General features: G+C 31.9%; 27 protein-coding genes. 3 read left to right on the top strand and 24 right to left on the bottom strand.

Annotation, left to right across the window (positions count from 1 at the left end):
• Positions 1-15 precede the first annotated feature (15 nt).
• From BS101_RS02310 to BS101_RS02240, 16 genes are all read right to left on the bottom strand, one after another.
• On the bottom strand, positions 16-303 hold the full coding sequence (locus tag BS101_RS02310; RefSeq protein ID WP_073537354.1) for a GNAT family N-acetyltransferase: 288 nt from the start codon (positions 301-303) through the stop codon (positions 16-18).
• 145 nt (positions 304-448) lie between these two features.
• On the bottom strand, positions 449-913 hold the full coding sequence (ahbB, locus tag BS101_RS02305; protein ID WP_073537353.1) for a siroheme decarboxylase subunit beta: 465 nt from the start codon (positions 911-913) through the stop codon (positions 449-451).
• Between the two features lie 5 nt (positions 914-918).
• Positions 919-1,374: a siroheme decarboxylase subunit alpha gene (ahbA, locus tag BS101_RS02300; protein ID WP_242951371.1), complete on the bottom strand. Its 456-nt coding sequence runs from the start codon at positions 1,372-1,374 to the stop codon at positions 919-921.
• The gene (gene nirJ2, locus BS101_RS02295; RefSeq protein ID WP_073537352.1) at positions 1,375-2,367 is read right to left on the bottom strand and encodes a putative heme d1 biosynthesis radical SAM protein NirJ2; all 993 of its coding nucleotides are present in this window, start codon (positions 2,365-2,367) and stop codon (positions 1,375-1,377) included.
• A gap of 23 nt (positions 2,368-2,390) precedes the next feature.
• On the bottom strand, positions 2,391-3,560 hold the full coding sequence (nirJ1, locus tag BS101_RS02290) for a putative heme d1 biosynthesis radical SAM protein NirJ1 (RefSeq protein WP_073537351.1): 1,170 nt from the start codon (positions 3,558-3,560) through the stop codon (positions 2,391-2,393).
• A gap of 61 nt (positions 3,561-3,621) precedes the next feature.
• The gene (locus BS101_RS02285; protein WP_073537350.1) at positions 3,622-4,143 is read right to left on the bottom strand and encodes a pyridoxamine 5'-phosphate oxidase family protein; all 522 of its coding nucleotides are present in this window, start codon (positions 4,141-4,143) and stop codon (positions 3,622-3,624) included.
• A 5-nt stretch (positions 4,144-4,148) separates the two neighbouring features.
• Positions 4,149-4,862, bottom strand: coding sequence for a type 1 glutamine amidotransferase (locus BS101_RS02280; RefSeq protein WP_416232351.1), 714 nt, complete (start codon positions 4,860-4,862; stop codon positions 4,149-4,151).
• A 139-nt stretch (positions 4,863-5,001) separates the two neighbouring features.
• Positions 5,002-6,390 carry a Fe-only nitrogenase subunit beta gene (gene anfK, locus BS101_RS02275; protein ID WP_073537348.1) on the bottom strand — a complete coding sequence of 463 codons (1,389 nt, stop codon included), beginning with the start codon at positions 6,388-6,390 and terminating at the stop codon, positions 5,002-5,004.
• 14 nt (positions 6,391-6,404) lie between these two features.
• The gene (anfG, locus tag BS101_RS02270) at positions 6,405-6,755 is read right to left on the bottom strand and encodes a Fe-only nitrogenase subunit delta (protein WP_073537347.1); all 351 of its coding nucleotides are present in this window, start codon (positions 6,753-6,755) and stop codon (positions 6,405-6,407) included.
• A gap of 15 nt (positions 6,756-6,770) precedes the next feature.
• Positions 6,771-8,336: a nitrogenase iron-iron protein, alpha chain gene (gene anfD, locus BS101_RS02265; RefSeq protein WP_073537346.1), complete on the bottom strand. Its 1,566-nt coding sequence runs from the start codon at positions 8,334-8,336 to the stop codon at positions 6,771-6,773.
• A gap of 523 nt (positions 8,337-8,859) precedes the next feature.
• The gene (locus BS101_RS22545) at positions 8,860-9,015 is read right to left on the bottom strand and encodes a Spo0E family sporulation regulatory protein-aspartic acid phosphatase (RefSeq protein WP_198039546.1); all 156 of its coding nucleotides are present in this window, start codon (positions 9,013-9,015) and stop codon (positions 8,860-8,862) included.
• Between the two features lie 250 nt (positions 9,016-9,265).
• Positions 9,266-11,011, bottom strand: coding sequence for an ABC transporter ATP-binding protein (locus BS101_RS02260; protein WP_073537345.1), 1,746 nt, complete (start codon positions 11,009-11,011; stop codon positions 9,266-9,268).
• Positions 11,004-12,803, bottom strand: a complete 1,800-nt coding sequence (locus tag BS101_RS02255; RefSeq protein ID WP_073537344.1) for an ABC transporter ATP-binding protein — start codon at positions 12,801-12,803, stop codon at positions 11,004-11,006. The genes BS101_RS02260 and BS101_RS02255 overlap by 8 nt, the downstream gene beginning before the upstream one ends.
• Positions 12,804-12,922: 119 nt before the next feature.
• Positions 12,923-13,840 carry a helix-turn-helix domain-containing protein gene (locus tag BS101_RS02250; RefSeq protein WP_198039592.1) on the bottom strand — a complete coding sequence of 306 codons (918 nt, stop codon included), beginning with the start codon at positions 13,838-13,840 and terminating at the stop codon, positions 12,923-12,925.
• Between the two features lie 163 nt (positions 13,841-14,003).
• Positions 14,004-15,917: an FtsX-like permease family protein gene (locus tag BS101_RS02245; RefSeq protein WP_073537343.1), complete on the bottom strand. Its 1,914-nt coding sequence runs from the start codon at positions 15,915-15,917 to the stop codon at positions 14,004-14,006.
• Positions 15,917-16,705, bottom strand: a complete 789-nt coding sequence (locus BS101_RS02240) for an ABC transporter ATP-binding protein (RefSeq protein ID WP_073537342.1) — start codon at positions 16,703-16,705, stop codon at positions 15,917-15,919. The genes BS101_RS02245 and BS101_RS02240 overlap by 1 nt, the downstream gene beginning before the upstream one ends.
• A 319-nt stretch (positions 16,706-17,024) precedes the next feature.
• Between BS101_RS02240 and ahpC the strand changes: the two genes are divergently transcribed.
• Positions 17,025-17,588, top strand: coding sequence for an alkyl hydroperoxide reductase subunit C (gene ahpC, locus BS101_RS02235; RefSeq protein ID WP_073537341.1), 564 nt, complete (start codon positions 17,025-17,027; stop codon positions 17,586-17,588).
• Positions 17,589-17,610: 22 nt separating this feature from the next.
• Here the strand turns inward: ahpC and BS101_RS02230 are convergent, their stop codons facing one another.
• Both BS101_RS02230 and BS101_RS02225 read right to left on the bottom strand, forming a co-directional pair.
• Positions 17,611-18,615 carry a sensor histidine kinase gene (locus tag BS101_RS02230; RefSeq protein ID WP_242951370.1) on the bottom strand — a complete coding sequence of 335 codons (1,005 nt, stop codon included), beginning with the start codon at positions 18,613-18,615 and terminating at the stop codon, positions 17,611-17,613.
• A gap of 14 nt (positions 18,616-18,629) precedes the next feature.
• Positions 18,630-19,304 (bottom strand): response regulator transcription factor, encoded by a 675-nt coding sequence (locus BS101_RS02225; RefSeq protein ID WP_073537339.1) that lies wholly within the window; start codon positions 19,302-19,304, stop codon positions 18,630-18,632.
• 169 nt (positions 19,305-19,473) lie between these two features.
• Here BS101_RS02225 and BS101_RS02220 point away from each other — a divergent pair, with 169 nt between their 5' ends.
• Both BS101_RS02220 and BS101_RS02215 read left to right on the top strand, forming a co-directional pair.
• Positions 19,474-19,959: a peptide deformylase gene (locus BS101_RS02220; protein ID WP_073537338.1), complete on the top strand. Its 486-nt coding sequence runs from the start codon at positions 19,474-19,476 to the stop codon at positions 19,957-19,959.
• 32 nt (positions 19,960-19,991) lie between these two features.
• Positions 19,992-20,300, top strand: a complete 309-nt coding sequence (locus BS101_RS02215; protein WP_073537337.1) for an MGMT family protein — start codon at positions 19,992-19,994, stop codon at positions 20,298-20,300.
• A 124-nt stretch (positions 20,301-20,424) separates the two neighbouring features.
• On the opposite strand, the gene BS101_RS02210 is transcribed toward BS101_RS02215, so the two are convergent.
• From BS101_RS02210 to BS101_RS02185, 6 genes are all read right to left on the bottom strand, one after another.
• On the bottom strand, positions 20,425-21,189 hold the full coding sequence (locus BS101_RS02210) for a MerR family transcriptional regulator (protein ID WP_073537336.1): 765 nt from the start codon (positions 21,187-21,189) through the stop codon (positions 20,425-20,427).
• Between the two features lie 204 nt (positions 21,190-21,393).
• Positions 21,394-21,651 (bottom strand): zinc ribbon domain-containing protein, encoded by a 258-nt coding sequence (locus BS101_RS02205; protein ID WP_073537335.1) that lies wholly within the window; start codon positions 21,649-21,651, stop codon positions 21,394-21,396.
• Positions 21,652-21,725: 74 nt separating this feature from the next.
• Positions 21,726-22,661, bottom strand: coding sequence for a helix-turn-helix transcriptional regulator (locus tag BS101_RS02200; RefSeq protein WP_073537334.1), 936 nt, complete (start codon positions 22,659-22,661; stop codon positions 21,726-21,728).
• Between the two features lie 160 nt (positions 22,662-22,821).
• Complete coding sequence (locus BS101_RS02195; RefSeq protein ID WP_073537333.1) at positions 22,822-23,085, bottom strand: hypothetical protein; 264 nt, start codon at positions 23,083-23,085, stop codon at positions 22,822-22,824.
• Positions 23,086-23,415: 330 nt separating this feature from the next.
• A complete protein-coding gene (locus BS101_RS02190; RefSeq protein WP_073537332.1) occupies positions 23,416-24,819 on the bottom strand; it encodes a hypothetical protein in 1,404 nt (467 codons plus the stop codon).
• Positions 24,816-25,379, bottom strand: a complete 564-nt coding sequence (locus BS101_RS02185) for a sigma-70 family RNA polymerase sigma factor (protein WP_073537331.1) — start codon at positions 25,377-25,379, stop codon at positions 24,816-24,818. Before BS101_RS02185 ends, BS101_RS02190 begins: the two co-directional genes overlap by 4 nt.
• Positions 25,380-25,507: the final 128 nt, after the last annotated feature.

Below are 25,507 nucleotides of genomic sequence, written 5' to 3'. Positions count from 1 at the left end.
TAGTAGTGCTTATACTCAAATAGTTGTGGAAGCATCCAATACACTCTCATATTCTTTATTTTTTGAAAATTCTTTCTTTGCAAATTCACACACTGGTATAACCTTTTTATTTTCTTCCGTTGCAAAATCAACAACGCTCTTAACCAACCGTTTACCTGCACCCTGACCTTTTAGCTTTTCTGACACATAAGTATGTTCAATTGTTATTGGATTCTTATTGAAATCATCCAATATTATTTCACCCAAAGGTTCCTTTTCTTCATATCCTATATAAAATTTATTTTTACCTTTTCTTACCTCCATCGCAGCAAAACCTCCTATTATAAATTTGTTAATTACAATTTTATAACAATAATTATATTATTGCAATTAAACAATTTCAATCTCTTTTAAAATACTCATTAATCAGTTTAGTTTTTTGTCTTTGAATCATTTTTATTCAGAAAGCTCATAGGAAATATTTCATACTGCTTTTTTTTAATTCTTTAGTACTGTATAAAACTTCATATTCATTTATATTTATACGCTGTGCTATATGTAAGATAATACTATCACATTGCTCAAAACTTTTAGAATGTATCATTGTATAGATATTATAATTCCAGTTTGGCAGGGCCCTGCGCTGGTAACAGTGACTTACCTCTGGAAAAGTAACCATCATATCTGTTACCTCTTTAATTCTACACTCTGAAATATTCCATGCAACCATGGCATTAGCTTTAAACCCTACAGTTCTATGATGTAATATAGCACCTATTCTACGCAGTATTCCTTCTTCCTTTAATTTTTTCAATCTACCAAGTAATTCTTCTTCACAAATCCCTAATTCACAAGCTATATGCTTATAGGGCTGGGGAACTAAAGGCAGATCTTCCTGAAGCTTAGAAATGATAGCTTTATCTAGTAAATCCATAAATTTTATACTCCTTCTACATTAAAGTTCACTTTTATTTTAAAAGTATTCAAGGAATTTAGAACCAATATATTATTAATTTTTATGCTATTTTTTATTTCTTCGAGAGTATGTTCAATACTCTCACTGGTGGATACCGTTAATGTAAACCACATATTATATTTATGCATTCTTAGATAATTATGAGTGACACCACTATAACCATTTATTATAGATGCCACTTCCTCAACTCTCTCTTCTGGAACTTCTACTGCACATAAGGTACTTGTATATCCTAACTTTCCTGAATCAAAAACCCCTCCTAATCTGCGAATATAGCCTGATTCTTTAAATTTCTTTATAAGTTCTATAACCTCTTCTTCGGTCATATCCAATTTATTTGCCAAAGTTAAGAAAGGTCTTGATTCTATGGGAAAGTCATTTTGCATAATATTTAGTAAATCCATACTTTTTCCTTTCACTTATTGACCTCTCTCCTCATAAATACATAAACTTTCTTCTGCCATATAATCACCATTGTTGTAAAATGCAGCTCTGGCACGGCAGCCCCCACATAAATTCTTATATGTACAAATTCCACATTTTCCCTTATAATTTAGTGTTCTAAGTTCCCTCAGCACACTATTGTTTTTCCATATTTCATAAAAAGGTTTACTTCTAACGTTGTCTACGCATATATCCAGGTATGCACAGGGCTGCACGTCACCTTTAGTATTAATAATGCAGTAACTTATTCCCGCTATACATCCTTTTGAAAATCTATATGGAACTCCTTTTTGTTTTGCAATTCTCATAAATTGCGGTGCACAAGTAGGTTTTATCTCTATGGATACTTCTTTCTGCTTATTGACTATGTTTGTGAGAAGTTCTTCATACTGAGGGGCATTTAAAAATTCATGTTGAATATTTTGGGCACGACCTGTAGGTACTATAAAAAAAATATGGTGGGCAACAGCTCTCATTTTAACAGCAAAATCTGTTATATCCAGTATTTCTTTAAAGTTCCAATCCATAACTGTAGTGTGTACTTGAAAGCCTAGACCCACTTCCCTGCAGTTTTCTATTCCTTTTATGGTGTCTTGCCAGCCTGTATTTAATCCTCTAAATTCATTATGTTTATTACTATCAAGACTATCAAGACTAATACCTATGCCCATAGTACCTGCAGCTTTAAGCTTCAGAGCTGTTTCCCTGGTAATCAAAGTGCCATTACTTCCAAGTACGGGTCTAAGTTTACATTTTGCCGCATGTTCTATAAGCTCAAAAATATCTTTACGCATCAATGGTTCTCCCCCGGAGAATATCATGATTTTAAATCCGGCTTTTTTTATATCCTCAATTAACTTTTTAGCTTCTGATGTATTTAACTCACCTTCAACTTCTGATCCAGCATTTCTATAACAATGCTTACATCTCATGTTGCATTTATTTGTAGTATTCCATGATATTATCAAGACTTATACATCCTCCTATTTCACTATATTAAAATCCCTATTTCTTTATCAGTCAAATAACAGGATGGATCAGAGTCCCAAAAATCTCCTGTGGTAGCTTCTGCCCTTACCCTGAGATTTCCATTACATACATTTAACCATTTGCAACTGCTGCATCTTCCTTTTAATAAGGATTTTCTATTTCTTAGTCCAACAGCTAGAGGATTAGAAGGATTTTTCCATATGTCACTAAATTTTCTTTCTCTTATGTTTCCAAAGCTGTGCTGCTGGGTGAATTGATCTGCATGTACATGTCCCTTAAAATCAATATTTGCAAGAGCCATTCCCGATCTATTGCCACCATTTGTCTGTATTAAATCCCATACTCTATCTCTTAAATGGGGATATTTCTTTTTAACTTGAAGGTATAAATAAACCGCATCCGCATGGTTACCTACCGTTAGAATCTCAACATTCTTTCCAAATCTCACTGCCCTATCCATTATAATATCAAGGGCTTGTCTTTTTTGTTCAAAGGTAATGTCTTCTCTGGCCATAGCATTTCCTCTTCCAGAATAGGCTAAATGATAAAAACATACCCGGGGTATTTTCTCTTCTTTTATTAAGTAAAAAATGTCTTCTAGCTGATGGTAATTGCTCTTGTTTATTGTAAATCTAAGTCCCACTTTCTGACCTATTTCCATACAATTTCTGATTCCCTCTAAAGACTTGTTAAAGCTTCCAATTACCCCTCTGAACTTATCATGATTTGTGCCTATTCCATCCAGACTGATCCCTACATAGCTTACACCATTTAATTTTAAATCTTTAGCTGTTCTTTTATCTATTAATGTTCCATTAGTTGAAATTGTACTTCTAATGTTATAATTTTTTGCATAATTTAATAATTCAAATAAATCCTCTCTCATAAGAGGTTCTCCACCGGAAATAAGAAGTACCGGTACTTTTAATTCTGCCAAATCCTCTATTAAATATTTTGCTTCATTTGAATCCAGTTCTTCTTCAAACTTTTTATTTTGAGAATCGGCATAGCAGTGCCTGCACTTTAGATTACAGCTATTAGTACAATTCCATACAACTACAGGTCCCTTTCCCTTAGCTGCACCACTTTTTTCACTTCCTGCACCAGAAGCATAGCGCAACCCGTCTCCAAAATTTTCAGATCCGCATAATAATTTAGTAATACCAAGCATTTTTTATCCTTTCTACACTAAAAGTATGTAAAATAAATTTTCATCTATTCTATTAGCTAGATTATACCATATTCTCCATATCAATTGGGTTTTCTTTAGCAGTAATATCTTCTGGGGAAATACAATAGACAGCTGTGGTATTATTATCACGGGAAGAGCGATATTTACTTACAAATTCTTTGGAAAGGGGATTTTTAAAAAAACCTGGAACAAATTTTTCTGCAATCAGTGTAAGTATCCGGGCTTTTTCTTCCAAATCTTCTACTAAGATTGCTTTTCCAAAGATAACTACACTAAAATAAGAAGTATCACATTTACAGGGTACGGAGTCTTTAACTGTTCCAAATTCTTCAAAAGCCGTAAAACAAACAGAAGATTTTTCTTTGAGTATATTATTTTTTTTGCCGCTTCCCATACCATGAATGTATATTTTACCATCTTCATATATATAATTTACAGGTATGGAGTAAGGTTTACCCTCCTTATCACACATACCTAATACCCCTACCCTTTTTTCAGTTAAAAAATTATTGATTTTTTCTTCGTCACTGCATATTCTGGCTGTATAACTTATTTTTTCCATAATTATTACTTCCCTTCTAAATAATACGCCTCAAGTCCATTGAGAAAATTCTCCATCAGTGAGTTGGCATCAATTAACAAATTCATTTGAGATTTAATTTCATCCTCTGATTGTACATAGCTGCCCCCATCTTTTATTTCATCCAAACAGTTGTCTATAAGCAGGGAAATACTATCTCTAGTGCTTTCCATGTGAAATTGAAAGCCTATTACGTTCTTATTATAAATAAACGCCTGGTTACTACAGACCTCGCTGCTGGCAATACAAACGGCGCCTTCAGGCAATGTACTAAATGTATCACCATGCCACTGAAACACATAATGTTCCTTTGGAAAATTTTTAAAAAAGCTGGATTTTAAAATCGATGAGTTAAAAGTAACGGGAAGCCACCCTATTTCACGCTCCAAATTTTTAGTAACTTTCCCTCCTAAAACATCATTTATAAGCTGTGCACCAAGGCATATTCCAAGTACAACCTTATTGCTTTCAATAGCCTTTTTAATAAATTGTTTCTCATATTTAAGCCATGGATATTTTTCTTCTTCATAAATATTCATGGGTCCCCCCATAATCACCAGCCAATCAAACCCATCCATATCTGGAAGTGCCTCATAATTATATAAATGAGTTCCTGTAAGCTTGTGTCCTTTTTTACGTGCCCACCTTACAATATCTGCAGGTCCTTCAAAATACACATGCTGTAAATAGTGAATTTTAATATTACTCAATTATTTACACCTCTTTTTAAGAATTCTGCCAGTATTTAATAACAAACAATATCTGGCAGAATTTAATAGAATCAAAAATAAATCTTACCATCATTTAGTTACTTAAAGATGTATCTTCTTAAAATATATATTACCACATATTTAATATCCATTCCCTATCTTTTTTGTACTCCATATCAGTAAATATGGTATTTGCTATAGCTTCTGCCAGCCACATGGCACCTGCATATCCCATTATAGGATAACGATAAAATCCTGCACGGTCATAAACCGGAAAACCCACCCGTAACATTGGAATATTGTTATCGATAGAAATAAACCTTCCTTTGGAATGACCAAGAATCAGATCGAGTTTAAGTCCCTTATTTTTTATACGGTCCTCCAATTCCCATAGATCTGCATTGGTGATAATCTCCATATCATAATCCACATTTTTCTGAAGTTCCTCAATCCGTGGGTCTTTTATATAGGATTTATTGTCATCTCCCAGAAGAAGCAGCATAGGTTTCATTTCCATATCAAGACAGAATTGCGCAAGACCTATAACAAGATCAGCACTTCCATAAATAGCTACTTTTTTATCTGCCAAAAACATATGAGCAACATCTGTAATCGCGTCTATGGCAATTCCACGTTCGTGAACCAGAGATTTAGGAATTGGCTTTCCAGTCATCCTGCTTAAATTTTTTAAAAAAATATCAGTGTTACGTATGCCAATAGGTGTAGGTCCAATAACAGCTGGGACACCAAATTTTTTTTCTAAATATTCAGCTGCCTGACCACCTTCATACCTGTTAAGAGCAATGGTTCCAATAGCATTGGCTGTTCCTGTCAGATCCTCAACTGTTGTATTACCATGAGAAACTGTATTTCCCTCCGGCATAAGAGGGGAGTCAAAATTTTCAATTTCGAAAAGAACAGTAGCATCCACTTTCATCTCTGATAAAAGATGCTTCAGTGCTGTCACATCCCCTGGATTGACCCAGCCAGTGATCAGGTTGATTTTCCCATTAGGTTCACCTTTTTTTGCAAAATATTTTACAAATTCCTTTACTGTAATATTGTATCCACTGACCATACTTCCGGTAAAACTTGGTGTATGAATTGGAACAAGATAAATTTCCCTGTCTGCAAATTTTTTCTTTAAAAGCCCTTTATTAAGTTTATTAACTACACCATCAATATCATCACCTATTATTTCCGTGGAGCAGGTTGTGATAATTGGTACAACTTTTATATGGGGATATCTCATCAAAAGCACATCCACTGCTTCTTCTATACGTCTTAGGGCACCAAATACCGCAGCATCTTCGTGCAGAGAAGAAGATGCGAGTTCAAAACTCTCCTTAAAATGCTGGGAGAAGAGCAAGCGGACAAACATAACGCACCCCTGTCCCCCATGTACTATTCCAATACAATCTTTTATACCTATGCTAGCATACTGGGCACCACAAGGCTGGCATGTAAATATGGGGTTGATAATACCAGCACGTTCTTTTTCTTTCACTTCACAAGACATAATATCATCCCTTTCTAATAGAGTGGAACTGTAAGTTCTTTATTAAGAGAACCTGTAATAGTTAAAAAATCCATACGCTCTTTAAGTTCCTTCATCAATATTTTAACTTCTTCTTTGTCCATGGCAGCCAACCAGGAGTAGCGGCTTTTGAAAGCATCAGCCAGACACACCGCGTCCGCCCAGTAGCACCTGTCAGCTGGAGTTTCATGTTCTGCGGGTTCCTCACATAATATTTGCATGGTTTTCGTAAGTATTCCCTCGTTTTGTTTCTCTCTGTCCCACGCCCGCGAGTTAAATTGCCATAGACAGTTCTTCATAATATAATCAATAAGTTGTTCGATTCTATCTTTCATTACATCTTCCATAAATCACTACCTCCATTATAATGTGGACACTTGTTTTTGCAGAGGAAAATCCGGATAAGTTTTGCTGCACAAATCTGAAATTATATTACATTTACCAGTATACTCTCTTAAATCAGGTGAAGAAATTACTTCCTCACTTAAATTCACATTAGAAATCATCCTTTGTGTTAAGAATCCTTTATCCGTAGGTATTTCATCTTTACTTATATCCAAATAAGCAAGCTTATGAATAGGAGAATAAATAGCATTATATATGTCACGTGCAAACCTAACCCATCCTTCAAATCCTTTATAAGGTCCATTATGATAAGCATGTGCATTTAAGTATGGTACTCGAATTTTTTTTGCGACTTCTCCCGGACGTTTACCAGTAAAGATAACATCTGGTTTCAACATTTCCATAGCCTCCAGTCCTTCAAGTTCATTTGGATCGTCTATAGCCAGTGCACCTACTTCACACCTGGAAATACCCTTTTCAAAATCTCCTTGATGGCCGAATTTTGAATATACCGATACCACTTCCACTCCCATTTCTTCATGAATTGCATGAGCCCAGTGCCAGAGTTTGGATCCTCCCGGCCAGAGACATACTTTTTTACCTCTAAGCCGTTCCTTGTACCAATCAAGTTCCGGTTTCCATTTAGCCGTTTCTTCATCAATAATAGCTTGAGCTTTATCTTCAATTCCAAAAAACAATCCAATTTTCCTAAGGGATAATGACAGTGCCCCGAAGCCAAATCCATCGATATCAAGACGGGGAATGCCATACCTCTTTCTTAGTTCATTACAAATATATTCTGCAGAACGTGCACATTCAAGTACGTTTAGATGTGCCTTGTGCATGCTCCTGAGGTCATCATAGGAACCATTACCGGTAAAGGTGGACAGGACTTGAATACCCATTCTCTTGAAATAGTCCATCATAACTTCCTCATCACCCTGAATGTTATACTCTCCCACATAATTGATAACATAGTCGCTTTTAATTTCTGGTTCAAGTGTTCCTACCTTCTGGTCTATCCATGCAATATTGATTTTATGATGTCCTCCAGATTGGCTCGGTCCTCCAAACCCTGGAGAATTACAAACAAAAATATCTACGCCAGGCATTTCTTTCATTACTTTTTGAGCCACCGCATTGATATCATCCCCTATAAGAGCTGAAGCACAGGTTTGATAAATACACATCCGTTTAATATCTGGAAATGCTTTAAATGCCTCAATGATGTTCTGCCTCAGCAATTTTTCAGCACCAAATACAACATGTTTTTCTTTCATATCTGTAGCATAAGTATATTTTATCTGGAAATTGTCGTTATTACTTATATAACGTTTGGTTTGCCATGTATCATAAGTACATCCAACAGGTCCATGACTCATATGAATGGCATCCTTCATAGGTGTACCTATAACATGTTTTGCCCCACAGTATGCACAGCCTCGTTCTGAAATAGTCCCCGGGATTGTGTTAAGATATCCCAACGGAAGAGCATCTGTCAAATTCTCTCCAGGACCTTTTATAACAGCGTGCTGTTTTCTTTCTGGAATACACTTGCTGCATTCAAATTCATGATATGGCATAATTATTTTCCTCCTTATTTTTCAAAAAATTATTTCTATTAATCCTTTCATATTGACAATTAATGATTTTCATGATAAAATTTAGTTGGTTAAAATGTGATGGTTTTAACTTATTTGTGAGTGTATCTTTTGGTTTTTTAACTAAATGGATACACTTATTTGTGGTGGTTTTACATAGTTACTTTTGTTAACAAGTTACAATGAACAATGGAATTAAATCTAGCTTTACTTTACAAGACTATTAAAAGCATTTTAATAGTTTATGAGATGACTTTAACAGTAATTAATTTTTGTTGAATGTAAATTAACATTATCTTGAATAATAACTTGTATTAAACTATATCATAACTTTTATGAAAAGGCAATAGGATTTTTGACGATTTATCAAAAAAATCTCCTTAAAATTATGAAATCGTTACTTTAATAATTGATTTAAAACATAGAGCTGTATTTTATAAGTCAAATTGGATAAAAATTGTATGTTCAGTTCTTAAGTACATTTAGATAACAACACAACATTCACTCATTTAAAATAATCAACTATAAGTTTGTCCAAAATCTCGCTTACAAACTGAATTTCTTCTCTATCAACATTATCTTCTATCTTTTCATAGAGCAATTCTCTTATTATCTCAATTTTATTATTCAAATCTTTTTTATACTCTAATTGTTTTTTCATAAACATTCTCCTTATAAAAATCAATTATTATTTTAAACTAATATTTATTATTATAATATAATTAATTTTTGTTAATTTCAATATGACTTTTGTTAATTTATCAATTTATTAATTATGCTGTATTAATTGATGTAAACTTACATTTAACATAATAAAAATATATAACAAAAAGTACCAAATTCAATTTTTGGCACTTTAATTAATAGATTAAAAATATTTAAAATTGTTACACTGTATTTTCTATTTTAATTCAAATATTCCAGCCCTCTGCTATTTGTCTTATGGATAAAAATCTCTTATAAACCCCTTCTTGCTTCATAAGCTCTTCATGAGTTCCTCTCTGTGCAATGCTGCCTTTATCCACTACAATAATCTGATCTGCATTTTCAATGGTAGCCAAACGGTGTGCAATAATTATAATAGTCTTACCATGTACCAACGCACTGATGGCTTCTTGAATGGCATGTTCATTTTCCGGGTCTACACTAGCAGTTGCCTCATCTAAAATAACTATGGGAGCATTTTTTAGCATTGCCCTGGCTATGGATATACGTTGTTTTTCACCTCCAGAAAGAGTGGAACCGCCGTCACCTATAACTGTCTCATATCCCTTTGGAAGATCCATAATGAAGTCATGACACCTAGCTTGCCTAGCTGCCTCCACTATCTCTTCCAAACTAGCCTCTGGTTTTCCAAAGCGGATGTTATTAAATACCGTATCATTGAACAAATATACTTTTTGAAATACCATACTCATATTTTTAAGAAGGCTATCGCAGGTCATATCTTTTACATTAACACCTCCCACCAATATACTTCCACTATTTACATCATAGAATCTGGCAATTAGACTGCATATGGTGGACTTCCCACTTCCTGAAGGTCCTACAATTGCTGTAGTACTATTCTGTGGTATGGTAAATGTCACATTCTTTAACACATAATTATCTTCATAAGAAAAAGTCACATTGTCAAATTGAATATCATAGGCAGATAACTGAACATCCCTGCCCTGCTTATCAATAAATTCGGCGTTTTCTATATCCTTCAATTTGTCCATGGTAGCATCAATAATTTTTAATACATGAGCTGAATTATTTATGGATTCAACATGTCCAAAAATCACAAAGGAAAAAATAGTCATCATGAGCATAATAGGTATATCCATAGTTTTATTTACAGCAAATATGGCAGATGCAAGCACAACTCCAAGAGATGCCATTTTAAGTGAAAACAGATGAAGACAATTATAAGGCACATAATTTTTTTCAATTTTAATATTTATATTCTTGCTCATATTATAAGCTTTCTTTATTCCTTCCTTTGAAACTCCATCCTGTTTAAATGCTTTAACTATAGGCATACCCCTTATATATTCTATGGTAGCCGCAATCATACTGTCCTGTGCCTTCTGATGAATGGGTGCATTTTTATTACTTCTATCACCCATAAGTTTTAAGAAAAAAGCAGATAAAAGTATCCCTATTACTGCAATTAAAGCAATCCATATATTATAGAAAGCCACACAAAGTACCATAGTAAATGCGCTTATATATCCATTTATCACCACATCAATCATCTTCATGGCAAACATTTCAAAAAAAGATAAATCCGTTGTTACCGCTGAAGCAATCTCTCCGGTATTTTTCTTGCTGAAAAAACCAAGTGAAACCCGTTTTAATATATCACCAATTAGAATTCTTTGTTCTGCAGTTACTTCATAACCTATACTTTCCTGAATAGAGGCACGAAGATAGGCAAATAAAAATCTACCTGCCACTGCAAAAATCATAAATATAAACATATATAATACCCACTCTGTTGTCAAAGTGATCTCACCATTTATATCCTGCAGGATAAGACTTAACCCATAAGCAGCTCCCATAATTGGCATTGCCGTAAATATAGTATTGAAAAAAGAGTACACAAATCCTATATATAAGCGTTTTTTCCGTTTCCCGGACCACTTAATAATTCGTTTTATGGATTTAAACATATACTTCACCCCTCTTGTCATCATTATTAACGGCCCATTTTTTAGAACCTATATGAGCTTCCCACATATCTTTATAAAGAGTACATACTCCAATGAGTTTTTCATGTGTACCTGTATTTACAATATGTCCTTTTTCTATAACAATAATTTGGTCTGCTTTTTTAACAGTTGACAGCCTATGGGCAATTACCAATAATGTTTTCCCTCTGGTAAGAGCTGCAATGGATTTTTGAAGTTTATCTTCATTTTCAGGATCTGTAAAAGCTGTTGCTTCATCCAATATAATAATTGGAGCATTTTTTAATATTGCTCTTGCAATTGCAATTCTCTGTTTTTCTCCTCCTGATAATTTTCCTCCTGCTTCTCCTGCATTTGTATCATATCCATTATGAAGGTTTCTGATAAATTCATCACAGCAAGCTGCTTTTGCCGCATTAATAACCTCTGAATCAGATGCCTTTGGATCGCCAAGTCTTATATTTTCCATAATAGAACAGTTAAACAAAAAATTATCCTGAGTAACAAAACTCACTGTATCAGCAAGCTGTACCAGTGGAATTTTTTTAATATTAACTCCGCCAATTTTTATTTCTCCGCTACCTACATCCCAAAACCTTGCAATTAACCTTGCAACAGTAGATTTTCCCCCTCCTGAAGGACCTACCAAAGCTGCGAAAGTACCCTGGGAAAGTTTTAAATCTATATTTTCAAGCACATTGTTTGTTGAATTAACGGCTCCAGAAATTTTGTGGACATCATAAGAAAAAGATACACCTTTAAGTTCCACGTCATAGTGCATAAGATTTACCTGATCCTTTACATCTTCAAGCTCATCCAAATTTAAAAATTCATCTGCATCTTTTACTGCATATTCTATGGACTTTGCATCATTTACAAATACAGTAAAGCTGGTTAAAGGTGTCACAATCCCCAAAGACAATATCAAACACATGGTAAGCTCTGCAGGACTTAGAGAACCTCTTATATATAAATACATTCCAAGAGGCACAGTACCAAATAAAGTTGAAGGCAAAACAGCCCCTCCAAAATTCATAAGTTTCCATGTACTTCTAAACCAATCTAACGTATACTCCTTAAAAGACTCCACTGCTTTTTGAAATTTTTCATAAGAGGATGTGGACTGATTGAATGCTTTGATTACCTCAATTCCTTCTATATATTCTACAATAACACTGTTTACATAATTGCTGGATTCCATATAATCATTATACTTTTTATTGTAATTTCTCATCATAATGCCATAGGCTATGGATGCTATAGGAATAGTAATCATTGACATGAGCGCCATACGCCAATCTATCACAATAAGATAAATAAATACAGCTATAGGCAGTAGAAGATTGGATATACCTTCTGGAATAAGGTGGGCCAGTGGAAGTTCTATAGTTTCCACCCGATCTATAATTACACTTTTTAATTTTCCTACTGTATGATTCAAAACAGTTCCAAGCGGAGCTTTCATCAATTTATCCCCAATATCAAGACGAATATTTTCTAATATGCTATATGCCGAATAATGTGCTAGTGTAGTAGATATTGCATAAGATATAAACTTTACCACATATCCGCCGGCACATATTGCTGCCCAAAACAAAATAGCATCTATATTTTCCTGTCCCTGAAAAAATAAAATTATAATCTGATATACACCTACATAGGGAACAAGTCCTCCTGCTACACTGATAATGGCACATATTACCGAAATGATCATCTGTATCCTACAGGAGCTGGCAAAATACAACACCACTCCCAGCCAATTTTTTTTATTCATTCTGTATCCTCCCCTTTCATAACAAATATAATATGGGTTGATTAGTTACAACTAATCAACCCATATTATATTTGTATTCATTATTGCCATCTACTCCGCAATAACCATTTTAACCCCATTCAGACAAAAGATTTTCTATATTTATAGGGACACATTCCCTTAACTGACTTGAAAGCTGCTGAAAATTTACTGGAATTATCATAACCTACCTTTCCTGCAATATCAGCAATACTTTCATCACTGCCACGGAGCATTGATGCCGCAACATGCATACGATAATAGCGCATATATGAATAAGGTGAAGTACCATAAACACCTTTAAAACAAAGTTTCAAGGAGGTAATGGGCATATTAAACTTTAGAGACAATTCCTTCAATGTAATATGTTTATCTACATTTCTAGTTATATACTTCATCACTAACTTTACCTTTTCAACTTGTTTTCTGGGGAAATATGGCCTTTCTTCTCCGTTTAACGGAACATCCAGTATGCTTAAAAACAATAGAAGCTCTAAAACCTTAATCTTAAAATAGTTTTTCCTCACTTTGTCAGGAATAGTATACAATTCAGAAAAAATATGCTCTATAGAATCCTCGGCACGCATAATAAAAGGTTTCTTTTTACTACAGAATTTTTTTCGTAATGCAAAGAGTTCCACAGAAAATCCATCTAAAATAGTAGATAATGTTTTTACTGCTTCTTCAACATATACTGCCACAGTAATTCCATGATAATGACTTAAAGGAAATCCAAATCCCATGTTATGATTATCTCTGGAATTAATTTGAAGATCTCCCTCTCCCAAATACATATAAGAGTTATCCTCAAATTCCCACTCAATTCTCCCTTCCCTGCAGTGATCAATCCCTATCATCTCCACTTTTGGTACAAACTCTGAAAAGCAATTCAGCATATGAAAGTCATTATATATGAGATCAATACCTTGAAATACCTTGTGACAGGTCATAATACCTTCTCCTGTAACATCTTTTATTCTATATACAGTAAAATCTTCACATCTTTCTATCACAGTCATATTATTACAACTAAATAGTCTGTCTTCTCTATCAACTTTCACTTTAACCTCATCACTTCCTTTTACTGGAATCAATATCCGCTGCTTCTTTTGTCTGCTTGAAAAAATATAAAACCGTTATTTTTATAATACCACCTTACAGACAAAAACCCAAAAAGATAATTCATTTTGATAATACTATGTTTAAATACTTTTTGGTGGTTGCAGCAAAATAAATGCCATATACAAAAATAAAGATTATTATACTTAAAATTGCAGGCACTATTATATTGTAGCTCATAAGATTACTTAATACAGACATTGCCACACAGCTGTGAATTATTCCAACTATGAGAGGAAACAAATATGAAATACCTATCTGCCTTGCAGAAGCACCGTATATTTCTTTATAAGTCATTCCAATTCTCTTCAAAATGCTGTATTTTTCTTTGTCTATATAAGCTTCACTTACAAGCTTGAAATATATTATACTTCCCGTAGCTATTATAAATACAAGAGCTAAAAAGGCACCAAGAAAGTAGATTATTCCAAAGGTGCTGTAACTTGTAACATCTTTGCTTACAGTGACATACAGGGTATTTTTAATTGCATCAATAGATTTTAATTTTTCAGCTGTTGTTTTTATATCATTTACATTATTTATTTTCAATCCAGTAAAATCATATTCCTTATTTTTACTTCTCAGCAGGTTATAATCCTCGTCATTTAATATAAGACATTCTGTAGGCATACCATTGCCAAACAAAGGGGTTTTATAGGTTTTCTTTATAAAATAACTTTTTCCATCTATATATGCTTTTACCTTTTCAAAATTCATAAGGCTCATTACCACTGTGGGTGTTTGCACATAAAAAGCTTCTCCTTTTAAAAGTTTTTCTTTTTCTATTTTCCTTAACTTTTTTACCTCTAAATCTCTACTTATCTTTATAAAATCAGAATATCTTACTACCGCCGTATCAGAATCTTTCATTTTAAACTCAGTTTGGTTTTCTATATGTGGTTTTAAAATAAGAAATTTTATATTTTCATCAAGAATTATATCTTTGCCACCTTCTCTTAACTTGTCCTTTACTTCAGATTTTACTTTGTTATTGTCCTCTAAAATATATGAAATTTCATAGGGAGCCTGTATAGAATCTCTTATTTTAACAAAATACTTAAGAGATGCCACAGTCCCATAGGAAGTCAGCGTTACAGTTACTAAAATGGCTACTGCTGCTAGAGTCCTATAATTGTTTTTTATTCTGAAAGCAATGTTAGATATACTTACTATATTTATCCCCCGGTAAAGTATTTTCTTTTGATTTATTATAAACTTCATTAGTACAGAATACGCCGCTCCAAACAGCCAATAAGTCCCTATCACTACAAATATAATAGCCAGGGGCAAATTTTCCATAAAATTGCCTACACCACCTGCTGCTTTTCTTGCAAAATAGTATCCCATAGCTATAAATACCAAAGACAATATGCCCTTTATATAGCTTACTTTTGGATAGCTTTCCTCCTTTTTAGATGCATTCAAAAGATCAATAAGCTTAGTCCTTATTATATTTATATAACCTAAAATTGAATTTACAAAAAAGATTATAAAGAATGTAACAGCTGTTTCAGCTATTGCCTTATAGGATATAAAAAACCTTATTTTCATGTTCATTATGGCAACTTTAGCCAACATCATAAGAAACAGCTTGCAAAATATAATTCCGAGAAATAACCCTAATACAATTGCTGTAATTCCTATAAAAATAAATTCTATAGAATATATAAGGGCAATTTCAGAGTTTGTAACACCCATAAAAGCATAGATCCCTATTTCCCTTTTTCTTTGATTTAGAAAGAATGAACTTGAAAACCACACAAAGAATATAATGAATAAAAGAAGCAGATATGATACTGCTGTGGAGGTTCCCTTAATGTACTGTGTAACTTCTTTTGCCTTTTCAAAATCTGGATTATATTTTAAAGCAATAAAATTATAATATATAAGTACAGAAAAAATCATTGACATTACATAAAGCCCATAAACTTTTATATTTCTCCTGAAATTATCAAAAGCCATATTGAGAGAATTCATTAATAATCCCTCCTCTTATCATCCTGTACATAATAATCTATACCGCTACTCATGGAGGAAACCATATCCATAATCCTATGGAAAAATTCCTTTCTATCCTTGTTTTTATCCAGTTTTGCATGAATTTTTCCGTCTTTTATAAACATTATTCTTCTGCAATAGCTGGCAGCAAAGGCATCATGTGTTACCATTATTATAGTTGTTTTATATTTTATATTCATATCTGTAAGACATCCTAGAAGCTCTGCCGCAGACTTTGAATCCAGAGAACCCGTAGGTTCATCTGCAAATATCACAGAAGGTGTTGTCATAAGCGCCCTTGCCGCTGCAACTCTTTGCTTTTGTCCCCCAGAAAGCTGATAGGGATATTTATTTAGATGTTCCTTAAGTCCCAAAAAATCCGATATCTCATTTACTTTCCTTGTTATTTCACTGTATTTAACCTTCCCAAGTGCAAGTGGAAGAGCTATATTATCCTGAACTGACATATTATCCAAAAGGTTAAAATCCTGAAATATAAAACCTATTTTATTCTTTCTAAAACTTGCCAGCGCTTTACCTTTAAACTTCGACATATCCTCTCCCTGAAAAAAATAACTTCCACTAGTTAGATTATCAATTGTAGAAATAATATTCAGCAAAGTAGTCTTCCCTGCTCCTGAAGGCCCCATTATGCCAAGAAATTCCCCTTCTTCAACCTGCAAATCAATTCCAGCTAAAGCAGTAAAAGACATAGATTTTGAACCGTAAACCTTTTTTAAATTTTTTGTTTCTATAACTATACCCATATAAAAAATCCTCCTTTTTTAAAGCTCAGTGTTATTTTATCTCTTGACTTTGCAGGTTTCCATCCAATTTAACTTACATTTTCCCTTTTAACCTTACATTTATGTAACATAACAAACTTTGAATAGCTTTTACAGTAGAATTTTACCAATCTTTAATCACTTTGTAAAAAAATTTATAAAAAAATTTTTCATAACCTCTTGACTTTTTCGTAAAGATATATAATAATTAATACCATAAGATAATGATTATTATTTTCATCTACACAATATATAAAAGAGCTTATATGATATTAAATTTAAATTTTAGGAGGTAATTATCATGTCATTGATTGGAACTGAAGTAAAACCTTTCAAAGCATCCGCTTATCACAATGGAAAATTTATAGACGTCACCGAGGCAGATTTCAAGGGGAAATGGAGCGTAGTTTGCTTCTACCCAGCAGATTTTAGCTTTGTGTGCCCAACTGAACTTGAAGATTTGCAAAACAATTATGAAACGCTAAAGAGCCTTGGGGCTGAAGTATACTCTGTTTCCACAGATACTCATTATACACATAAGGCATGGCATGACAGTTCACAAACTATAAATAAAATCACTTACACTATGATTGGGGACCCTTCCCAAACATTAACCAGAAACTTTGATGTACTCATTGAAGAACAGGGTCTCGCTAACCGTGGTACTTTTATCATTGATCCAGATGGTATAATTCAGGCTGTAGAAATCAACGCTGGCAGCATAGGCAGAGATGCCAACACTGTTGTCAGCAAAATAAAAGCAGCACAATATGTTAGAAACAATTCAGGTGAAGTTTGCCCTGCCAAATGGAAGGAAGGATCTTCAACCCTTAAGCCAAGTCTCGATCTTGTAGGAAAGATTTAAGAGGTACTACATTTGAAATTATTTATGTATTAACATTAAAATAATCCGATAGTTTGTAAAAATATATAATAAATTCTGTTCCGCTGCCAACTTGAGATTCAACTTTTAATTGATGATTTAACTTATCTATTATTTTTTTTGAAAGATACAGACCCATTCCTGTAGATTTGCCAAATTGTCTTCCATTTTCTCCCGTAAAACCTTTGTCAAATATTCTCCTTATATCCTTTTCTTCTATGCCTATTCCATTATCTTTAATGTGAAGTTTTACCTCCTTATCATTTTCTTCTCCCCATATATCTATTCTTCCACCCTCATACATATATTTACAGCTATTATTTATAATTTGATCTATAATATAGGAAATCCATTTTTCATCCGTTATTACATTAAAATCAACATTTTCAAAATTTAAATTTATTTTCTTTGCTATAAAAAATGATGCATTTTTTTTCACTACTGCTTTAATGATCCGGGCAATATTAATTTCACCCACCTGGAGATCCTCTGAAAGGCTTGAAGCTCTACTTATATAAAGTACCTGGTTTATAAGAAATTTTATTCTATCCATTTCAAGTCTCAGCTGTTCAGATATATCTGTCTCCTCCATTTTATCTAAAATAAGTTCACACACAGATAAGGGGATCTTTACTTCGTGAATCCATTTTGTCATGTAATCATTGATTTCATCTAAATTATATTTTACTTCCTGAACCTTTTCATTTTTCTCTCTATCCTTAATTTTTAGAATTTCCTTTATAAGCCAAACTTCAAAAACATGATTTCCTCTTAATATACTTAAGTTTATTTCCTTTCCACCAGTTACAGATTCATATACTTCTTTATAATTGCATTTCCATCTTTTGTAATCAATAAACATAAAAAATACTGATATAGCTATAATTAAAAAATCCATATAAACTATATCATAAAATGATGCACCAACGGGCTTACTACTGTATAATATTAAATTTATCACAGCAAAAATACAGATAAAATATATCATTTTAAAAACTGAATTTTTCATATAAGTTAATTTATTCATGATATTTCATACCCACGTCCTTTTTTTGTTTTTATAAAATCATAGAGCCCTATATCTCTCAATCTCATACGGAGTCTATTAATATTTACTGTAAGGGTATTATCACTTATAAAATTGTCATCATCCCAAAGTGTTCTCATTATTCTCTCTCTTGATATAGTTTTTCCATTATTTTTCATTAAAAGCAGCATAATTTTAAATTCATTTTTTGTAAGTTCAATTTTTCTTTCATTATACGAAAGTGTTTTATATGTCAAATTCAATATAGCCCTATTACACTCTAATAATTCAGAAGCTCCTTCCCCATATGAATAAGTCCTTCTTATAAGTGCACTTATTTTTGCAATTAAAACATCCATAGAAAAAGGTTTTGTTATGTAATCATCTGCCCCCATATTTACAGCCATAATAATATCCATATTGCTATCTCTTGAAGAAAGAAATATAATGGGACATTGGGAAATTTCTCTGATTTTATTACACCAATAAAACCCATCAAAATAAGGTAAGTTAATATCCATAACAACTAAATGGGGTTTATTTTCAATAAATTCAGAGAGAATATTGGAATAATCTCTTACTCCATACACATTAAAATCCCATTTAATCAACATTTCCATAATATTATCTGAAAGTGCCCTATCATCTTCAATTATCATTATTTTATACATATATAAATATACTACCTCCTAAAATGATAAAATTAAGTCATATACATCATATGTTTTAATTTTATCATAAACTACAAAGCCCCAAATACTTATAGCAATCTTTTTTTAACTATACTTATGTAGTAAAATTATATAAAAGAAATATTATACAGTAGGAGGTTTTATATTTATGATAAAAGAAATATTGCTTCTTGGAAATTATGATCTATATAGGAAAAGTTCACAAGTGCAAGAAAAAGACATAGATTTAATAAAACAAACCGTTTCTAATTTACATGATACTTTAATTGATTTCCGTAAAAAATACAATGCAGGCAGGGCAATTGCCGCACCTCAAATTGGTGTATTCAAAAGGCTTATATATATGTACATTGACGAACCTTTGATTTTCATTAATCCCATACTTACCTTTCCCAATAAAGAAATGATGGAAGTAATGGATGACTGTATGTCTTTTCCCAACCTTTTGGTGAAAGTAAAGCGCTTTAAAAATTGTACGGTAACCTATAAGGATATGAATTTCGAAGAAAATTCCATAAAATTTGAAGGTGATCTTTCAGAACTGATACAACACGAATATGACCACTTAGACGGTATACTTGCTACAATGCGGGCCATAGACAACAAATCTTTTTATTTTAAAAATAGTGTATAATATTCATTGATATTTTCAGGAGGTGTTTTAAGTTGGTCAAAAATTTTTTCTCAAAAGTTTATGACCTAGTTGGCAGAATACCCGGAGGCAAAGTAGCTACCTACGGTCAAATAGCCTCCATGCTGGGAGAACCCAGAAGTGCCCGAATAGTTGGGTGGGCAATGAAAAAAGCTCCTTCCCATCTCCCTTGTCACAGAGTTGTGAAAAAATCCGGTGAACTGTCTCCAGATTATGTATTTGGAAGCTCTGACATTCAAAGAGCTCTTTTAAAATCAGAGGGAATCATTCTAAAAAAAGATGGACATATAGATATGAAAAAATATTTATGGGATGGCAGATAATCATATTTTCATTAAACGTTGATCTTGCCAAATCATAAATTGGACTATATAATTTAGCCATATATATCAACACCATAAGAGCACTCAACTCAAATAGGTATTGAATGCTCTTATTAAATTAATGCTATTTTTTTATTCCTGTATAGATCAAAATTGCATCTCTTAAAAACTCTGCCGTTCCAGACTGCTTTCTATCATAATACGCCTTAAACCTACTATCTTCCACATACATTTGTGCAAGGGATGCATGAGCTTTTTTATTATAATTTCCCCAGTAAAAACTTATCCACTTAGCATGAAGCTTTGCAGCCTTTTGAGCCAACTCTCCTGAAGCATCACCTGTTTTATAAGCTTTATCCAGAGTCTCAAGGATTTCCTTTTCAAGATTAGTAACTTCTTCATATTCTTCCTGGGTCATATTTTTTAACCTGTTATTTGAGCTATCCACCACATCATTTCCATATTTGTTTCTGATTTCTCCTCCGTATTTTTTTTCATTATCATAAATGAGCTTTTCTTTAAATCCTTGAAATTTCTCACTATCATTCATTTTAATTCTCCCCTCCATGGATTCAATTGTTTTCTCCACATTTGAAATCAATAGATCCAACTGCATTCTCTTTTCAAGAAGTTTATTATGATGCTTTTTAAGTGCCTTCGCTCTGTCAAAATAAGGAGAATCCATAATACTTTTAATATTATCCAATTTTATTCCGAATTCCCTGTAAAAAAGTATTTGCTGAAGTCTATCCACTTCTTTTTCCCCATATATACGGTAACCTGATGAATTTATTCTGGCAGGCTTTAAAATTCCAATTTCATCGTAATACCTGAGTGTCCGTGCACTGACACCTGACATAAGAGCCAACTTCTGCACTGTATATTCCATAACTATACCTCCTGACAATTCAACTATAAACTTATACGCAGCGTTAATGTCAATAGATATATGAAATATTTTTTACATATCTATTTTATGTAAATACTATTCTGTATCAAAATATCCTTCTCTTAAATTATTTTACTGCCACATATATATCCACTTCGGGGTTTTCATTATCATTGTATCTTTTATCATAAAGTTCAAAATATTCTACTGTTTTTTCCATCTTTTTAAATTTGGAAGAACATTTTTCATAAGAGATCTTGCTTCCTTTTCTCCCATTCCTTTTTCTTTCATGAAAGGAATACAAACCTCAATCATTTCTTCCATAGTTAAATTCGGCTGTTTAAAACTTCCATTTTCATAGCAGTACATGCAGTATTCATAGTTTTTCTTATTATCTGATTCACTGGCATAAAATTCCTCACTTAAAGGCATTCCACAACTCTGACAATATTTCTCTTCCATAATATATTTCCCCTTTCATATTTGATATCTACATTATATAGAAGAACTTTGCCATCATTATGTCATGTTTGAATTTATTTATACATATCAATTATTTTTTTGCACTTTTTTCTTATAATTTCTCTTATATGTTTTGGGGCAAGCACTTCCACATATTCACCATAACTCAACACCATAGAATATACCCAGCCATCTTCTATAACTTCCGTATTTACTATAACACTGCCATCTTCAAGAAATGTCATCTCCTCTTCATGGAAATAATCCTGTATCCTATATCTGATTTCTTCTGAAAACTTAAGTAAAAGTCTTACAGGACTTTTTTCCGTACTTTTACTGCTTATATATTCTCCATAGGAAATTCTTTCTCTTGAAACTTCCCTATTTAAAATCTCCAATCCATCCATTCTAGTGAGTTTAAATATTCTGTAATCCCCTTTCAAAAGACAAAAGGAAAAAATATACCAGGAGAATCCTTTAAATACAAGAGTAACAGGTTCCGTCTCTCTTAAAATATACTCTCCCCTTGAATTTCTGTAGTTAAAACTTATACACTTATTTTCCTTTAGTGCTTTATATATAACTTTGTATTTAATATTTTCATTTTCAGATTTTTTAAACCCCCAGGGCAGTGTATCTATAAAAACTTGCTTGAAGTGCAGGTCAACTTCACTTTTCTTATTAGACGGTATTATATTCTTCATCTTTTCCATGGCAATTTCTACATTTTTATTATTTAATACCCCATTTATATTTTTCAAAGCTTCCACTATGGAGATCATATCCTCCAGTGTGAGGAATTGATGATTTATTTTATAGTTTTCTAAGATATAGAATCCCCCATTATTTCCTTGTTTTGAAGCTATCGGAATTCCTGCCATATTGATTGCATCTATATCCCTATAAATGGTTCTTATGGAAACCTCAAATTTTTGTGATAACTCCACAGCAGATATTTTATCTCTATTTAAAAGCATAACTATAATTGCCAATAATCTGTTTATTTTCATAAATATAAAACCTCATTTTCCTACACAGGTTTATTTTTTCAAATTCAAATATTTTCAATATATTGTGGATAAATTAGTTACCTATGCTTTAATTCTCTTAACTTCTAAAAATACGGTGACCTCTTTCGGCTTTTTAAACAAACTATACTGTCAATCCACTTTAGATAATAAGTGTTTTATTATACTCAAACCAATGCACTAACAAATACTTACCTTCAATAATCTCAACTTTCATTTTTGCTGTCTTCCTCCCTTGAATTATAAAAGTATTTTTACCATAAATATCTACTTTTTTTGGATTTAAAAGTATCTGCCTGAGCCTCTCATCATTATGATGGGTTCTTTTTATATCCCTTAATGCTCTTTCAGTATACTTTAAAGGATTTTGTATTATAGGCTTAATTAACTCTTTAAATTTAATCATATCTGATATCATCCTTTCATTTAGCTTTTATTATCTAATATATGTTTAATGGTACTCTATCACAGCATATTCAATTATCTCTTTTGATCATCGTCTATATCTATAATTCTACAAAAGTTTTTTGAATCATCTTTTAATCAAATATTATACAATTTATTTTTATTTTTTCATACCACTTATTAAAGTCAATTATAGATTAATATATTGATGAAAAAAGAAAGAACCCCTTTCATAACTTGTGTATAACACATGAACCATGAAAGAGATTCTCTCTTTACAGACTTTTTAAAATCTATTATATAAAATATGGATTAACTATGAGTATAGAAACTACTTAATTATTGATGGATCTACTTCTATTTCAAAAGGACCAATTGAAGAAAAGGATGCATCAATTTCGTTTAATTGTAATTTATCACCTATTACTTTTTCATCTTTAAGAATATGTTTAATACTATCATTATATCGGCTATAATAGTTACTTCCATTTCCACCTATAGTGATGCTTGCAAAGTAAATATTCCAAATTTGTAATTTTGCACTGCTGTCATTTATATAATTATAAATTAATTCTACGCTGTCATCTGATAAACGCTCAATACTAATGATTTTATACTTAATTCCCTTATACTCACCAGTTTTATTTAAAATACTTTTTCCTGATTTAGGAACATCTAATTCTATCTTAAAATCATTATTTTTACCCAAGTAATCATTTTGAATATGATATACTGCCTTTGGAACAGTTAATTTTAACTTTTTGCCGGTGAGTTTGCTTAAATCAAATAGAGATTCATTTCCCTGATCTAAATAATTAGTATTGTTATGTCCATATACTGCGTTATTATATTCATCAGAAATTATAATATAGGAATTTTGTATAGAACTGTTGTTTATAGATTCTGTACTAATTGGTTCTTTGCATCCCCACTGTTTTCCTTCTTCAAAGGTTCCCCAATTAACTTTATCTATTTTTTTACGTTTAAAGTCTGGTAAGTTATCTGTAAAATAGTAATCTACTTTTAAAATATTACCCTCTCTTTTTAATGAAGTCACGTTTAATGTAGTTATTCCATTAACTGCAGTATATAATATATTTGATTTAGGGGCTTCTTTAAAATCGGAATTTTTCAGTTTAAAAGTTGCCTTAGTAAATTTTTTATCATTATCTATAATACTTAAAGTATAACTATTAGCTTTTTTTACTTTACCATTGTATTCTGCTCTATATGAACCTATGTGATTATCTGGCATCATGGCAAGATTATCACTCCTATTAAGTTCATAGGAATTACCATATTCGTCTCTAATAATATAATAAGAGGGTTTAAGTTCTTCTGGTTCAATGGTTAAAGTAACTACAATTTTACTTTTGTCTACATACATATTAGCTAAAGTTATATTGCCTTTTTTAAGGCTGTTTTTAAGAATTTTTGGGGTATCTGAAGAAATCTTTACTTCTCCAATGCCAGATATGACAGTGAGTTTTTCTATCATATTAGCTAAAACATCTTTTTGTGATATGAATATTGGAATACTTATCAACAAAATAACCGCTGCTGCAATAAAATTTCTTTTACTTTTAGTTCTCTTAGAATTTACTTTACTAATAATATTTTTACAGATTCTTTTCTTTTCAATTTCATTGAGCTCATCATTGCTAAATTCATTTTCCTTTATATTAATATCATTCAAAAGCATTAAAATATCATCTTCATTTAAATTTAATTTCATTTTAATTCCTCCACTTCATTTGAAATATTTAACTTTCTTATAAGTGAATTTTTAGTACGCCATAATCTATTGTAAACAGCTCCTCTTGATAAATTAAAGTTTTTACATAAGCTGCCCATATCTTCATCTAAAATGTATTTTCGTATAAACAATTCTCTGTCCAGCTCATGCTCACATTGCAGAAGCTTTATCAATATTTCTTTCTTTTCTTTAGATATATACTCATTTTCAACATCAGTTTTAGAAATTAATATTTGTTCTTCTATTTGAAGGTTGTCCTGTTTGACCAAACTTCTTTTATAGTCTATAGCCTTATATTTACTTACAGCTAAAAGCCAATTTTTGAATGAAGATTTTTCAGGATTATATAAATGGCTTTTATTCCATATTAAAAGGTATACATCATTAATACATTCTTTTGCATTTTCATAATTATCCTTTCCAAGTACATTCATTACGATTTTAAAAACTAAATTGCAGTAAGTATTAATTATGTATTCTAAAGCTATAGGATTTTTTTTCTTAAGTTCTAATAAAAAATTTTCGTCATTAATTTTCATTTTTAGCTCCTTTCAGTTTATCCTATCACTAATTAATACGAATAATATGATTAATATTTCACAAAATTATATAGAAATATTTAAATTAATGAAAAAGTAAAAACAGCAATAATACACTGCTCTCACAT

The organism is Clostridium kluyveri (assembly GCF_001902295.1).
Classification (GTDB): Bacteria; Bacillota; Clostridia; order Clostridiales; family Clostridiaceae; genus Clostridium_B; species Clostridium_B kluyveri_B.
This window is presented reverse-complemented; position numbering and strand designations above follow the sequence as displayed.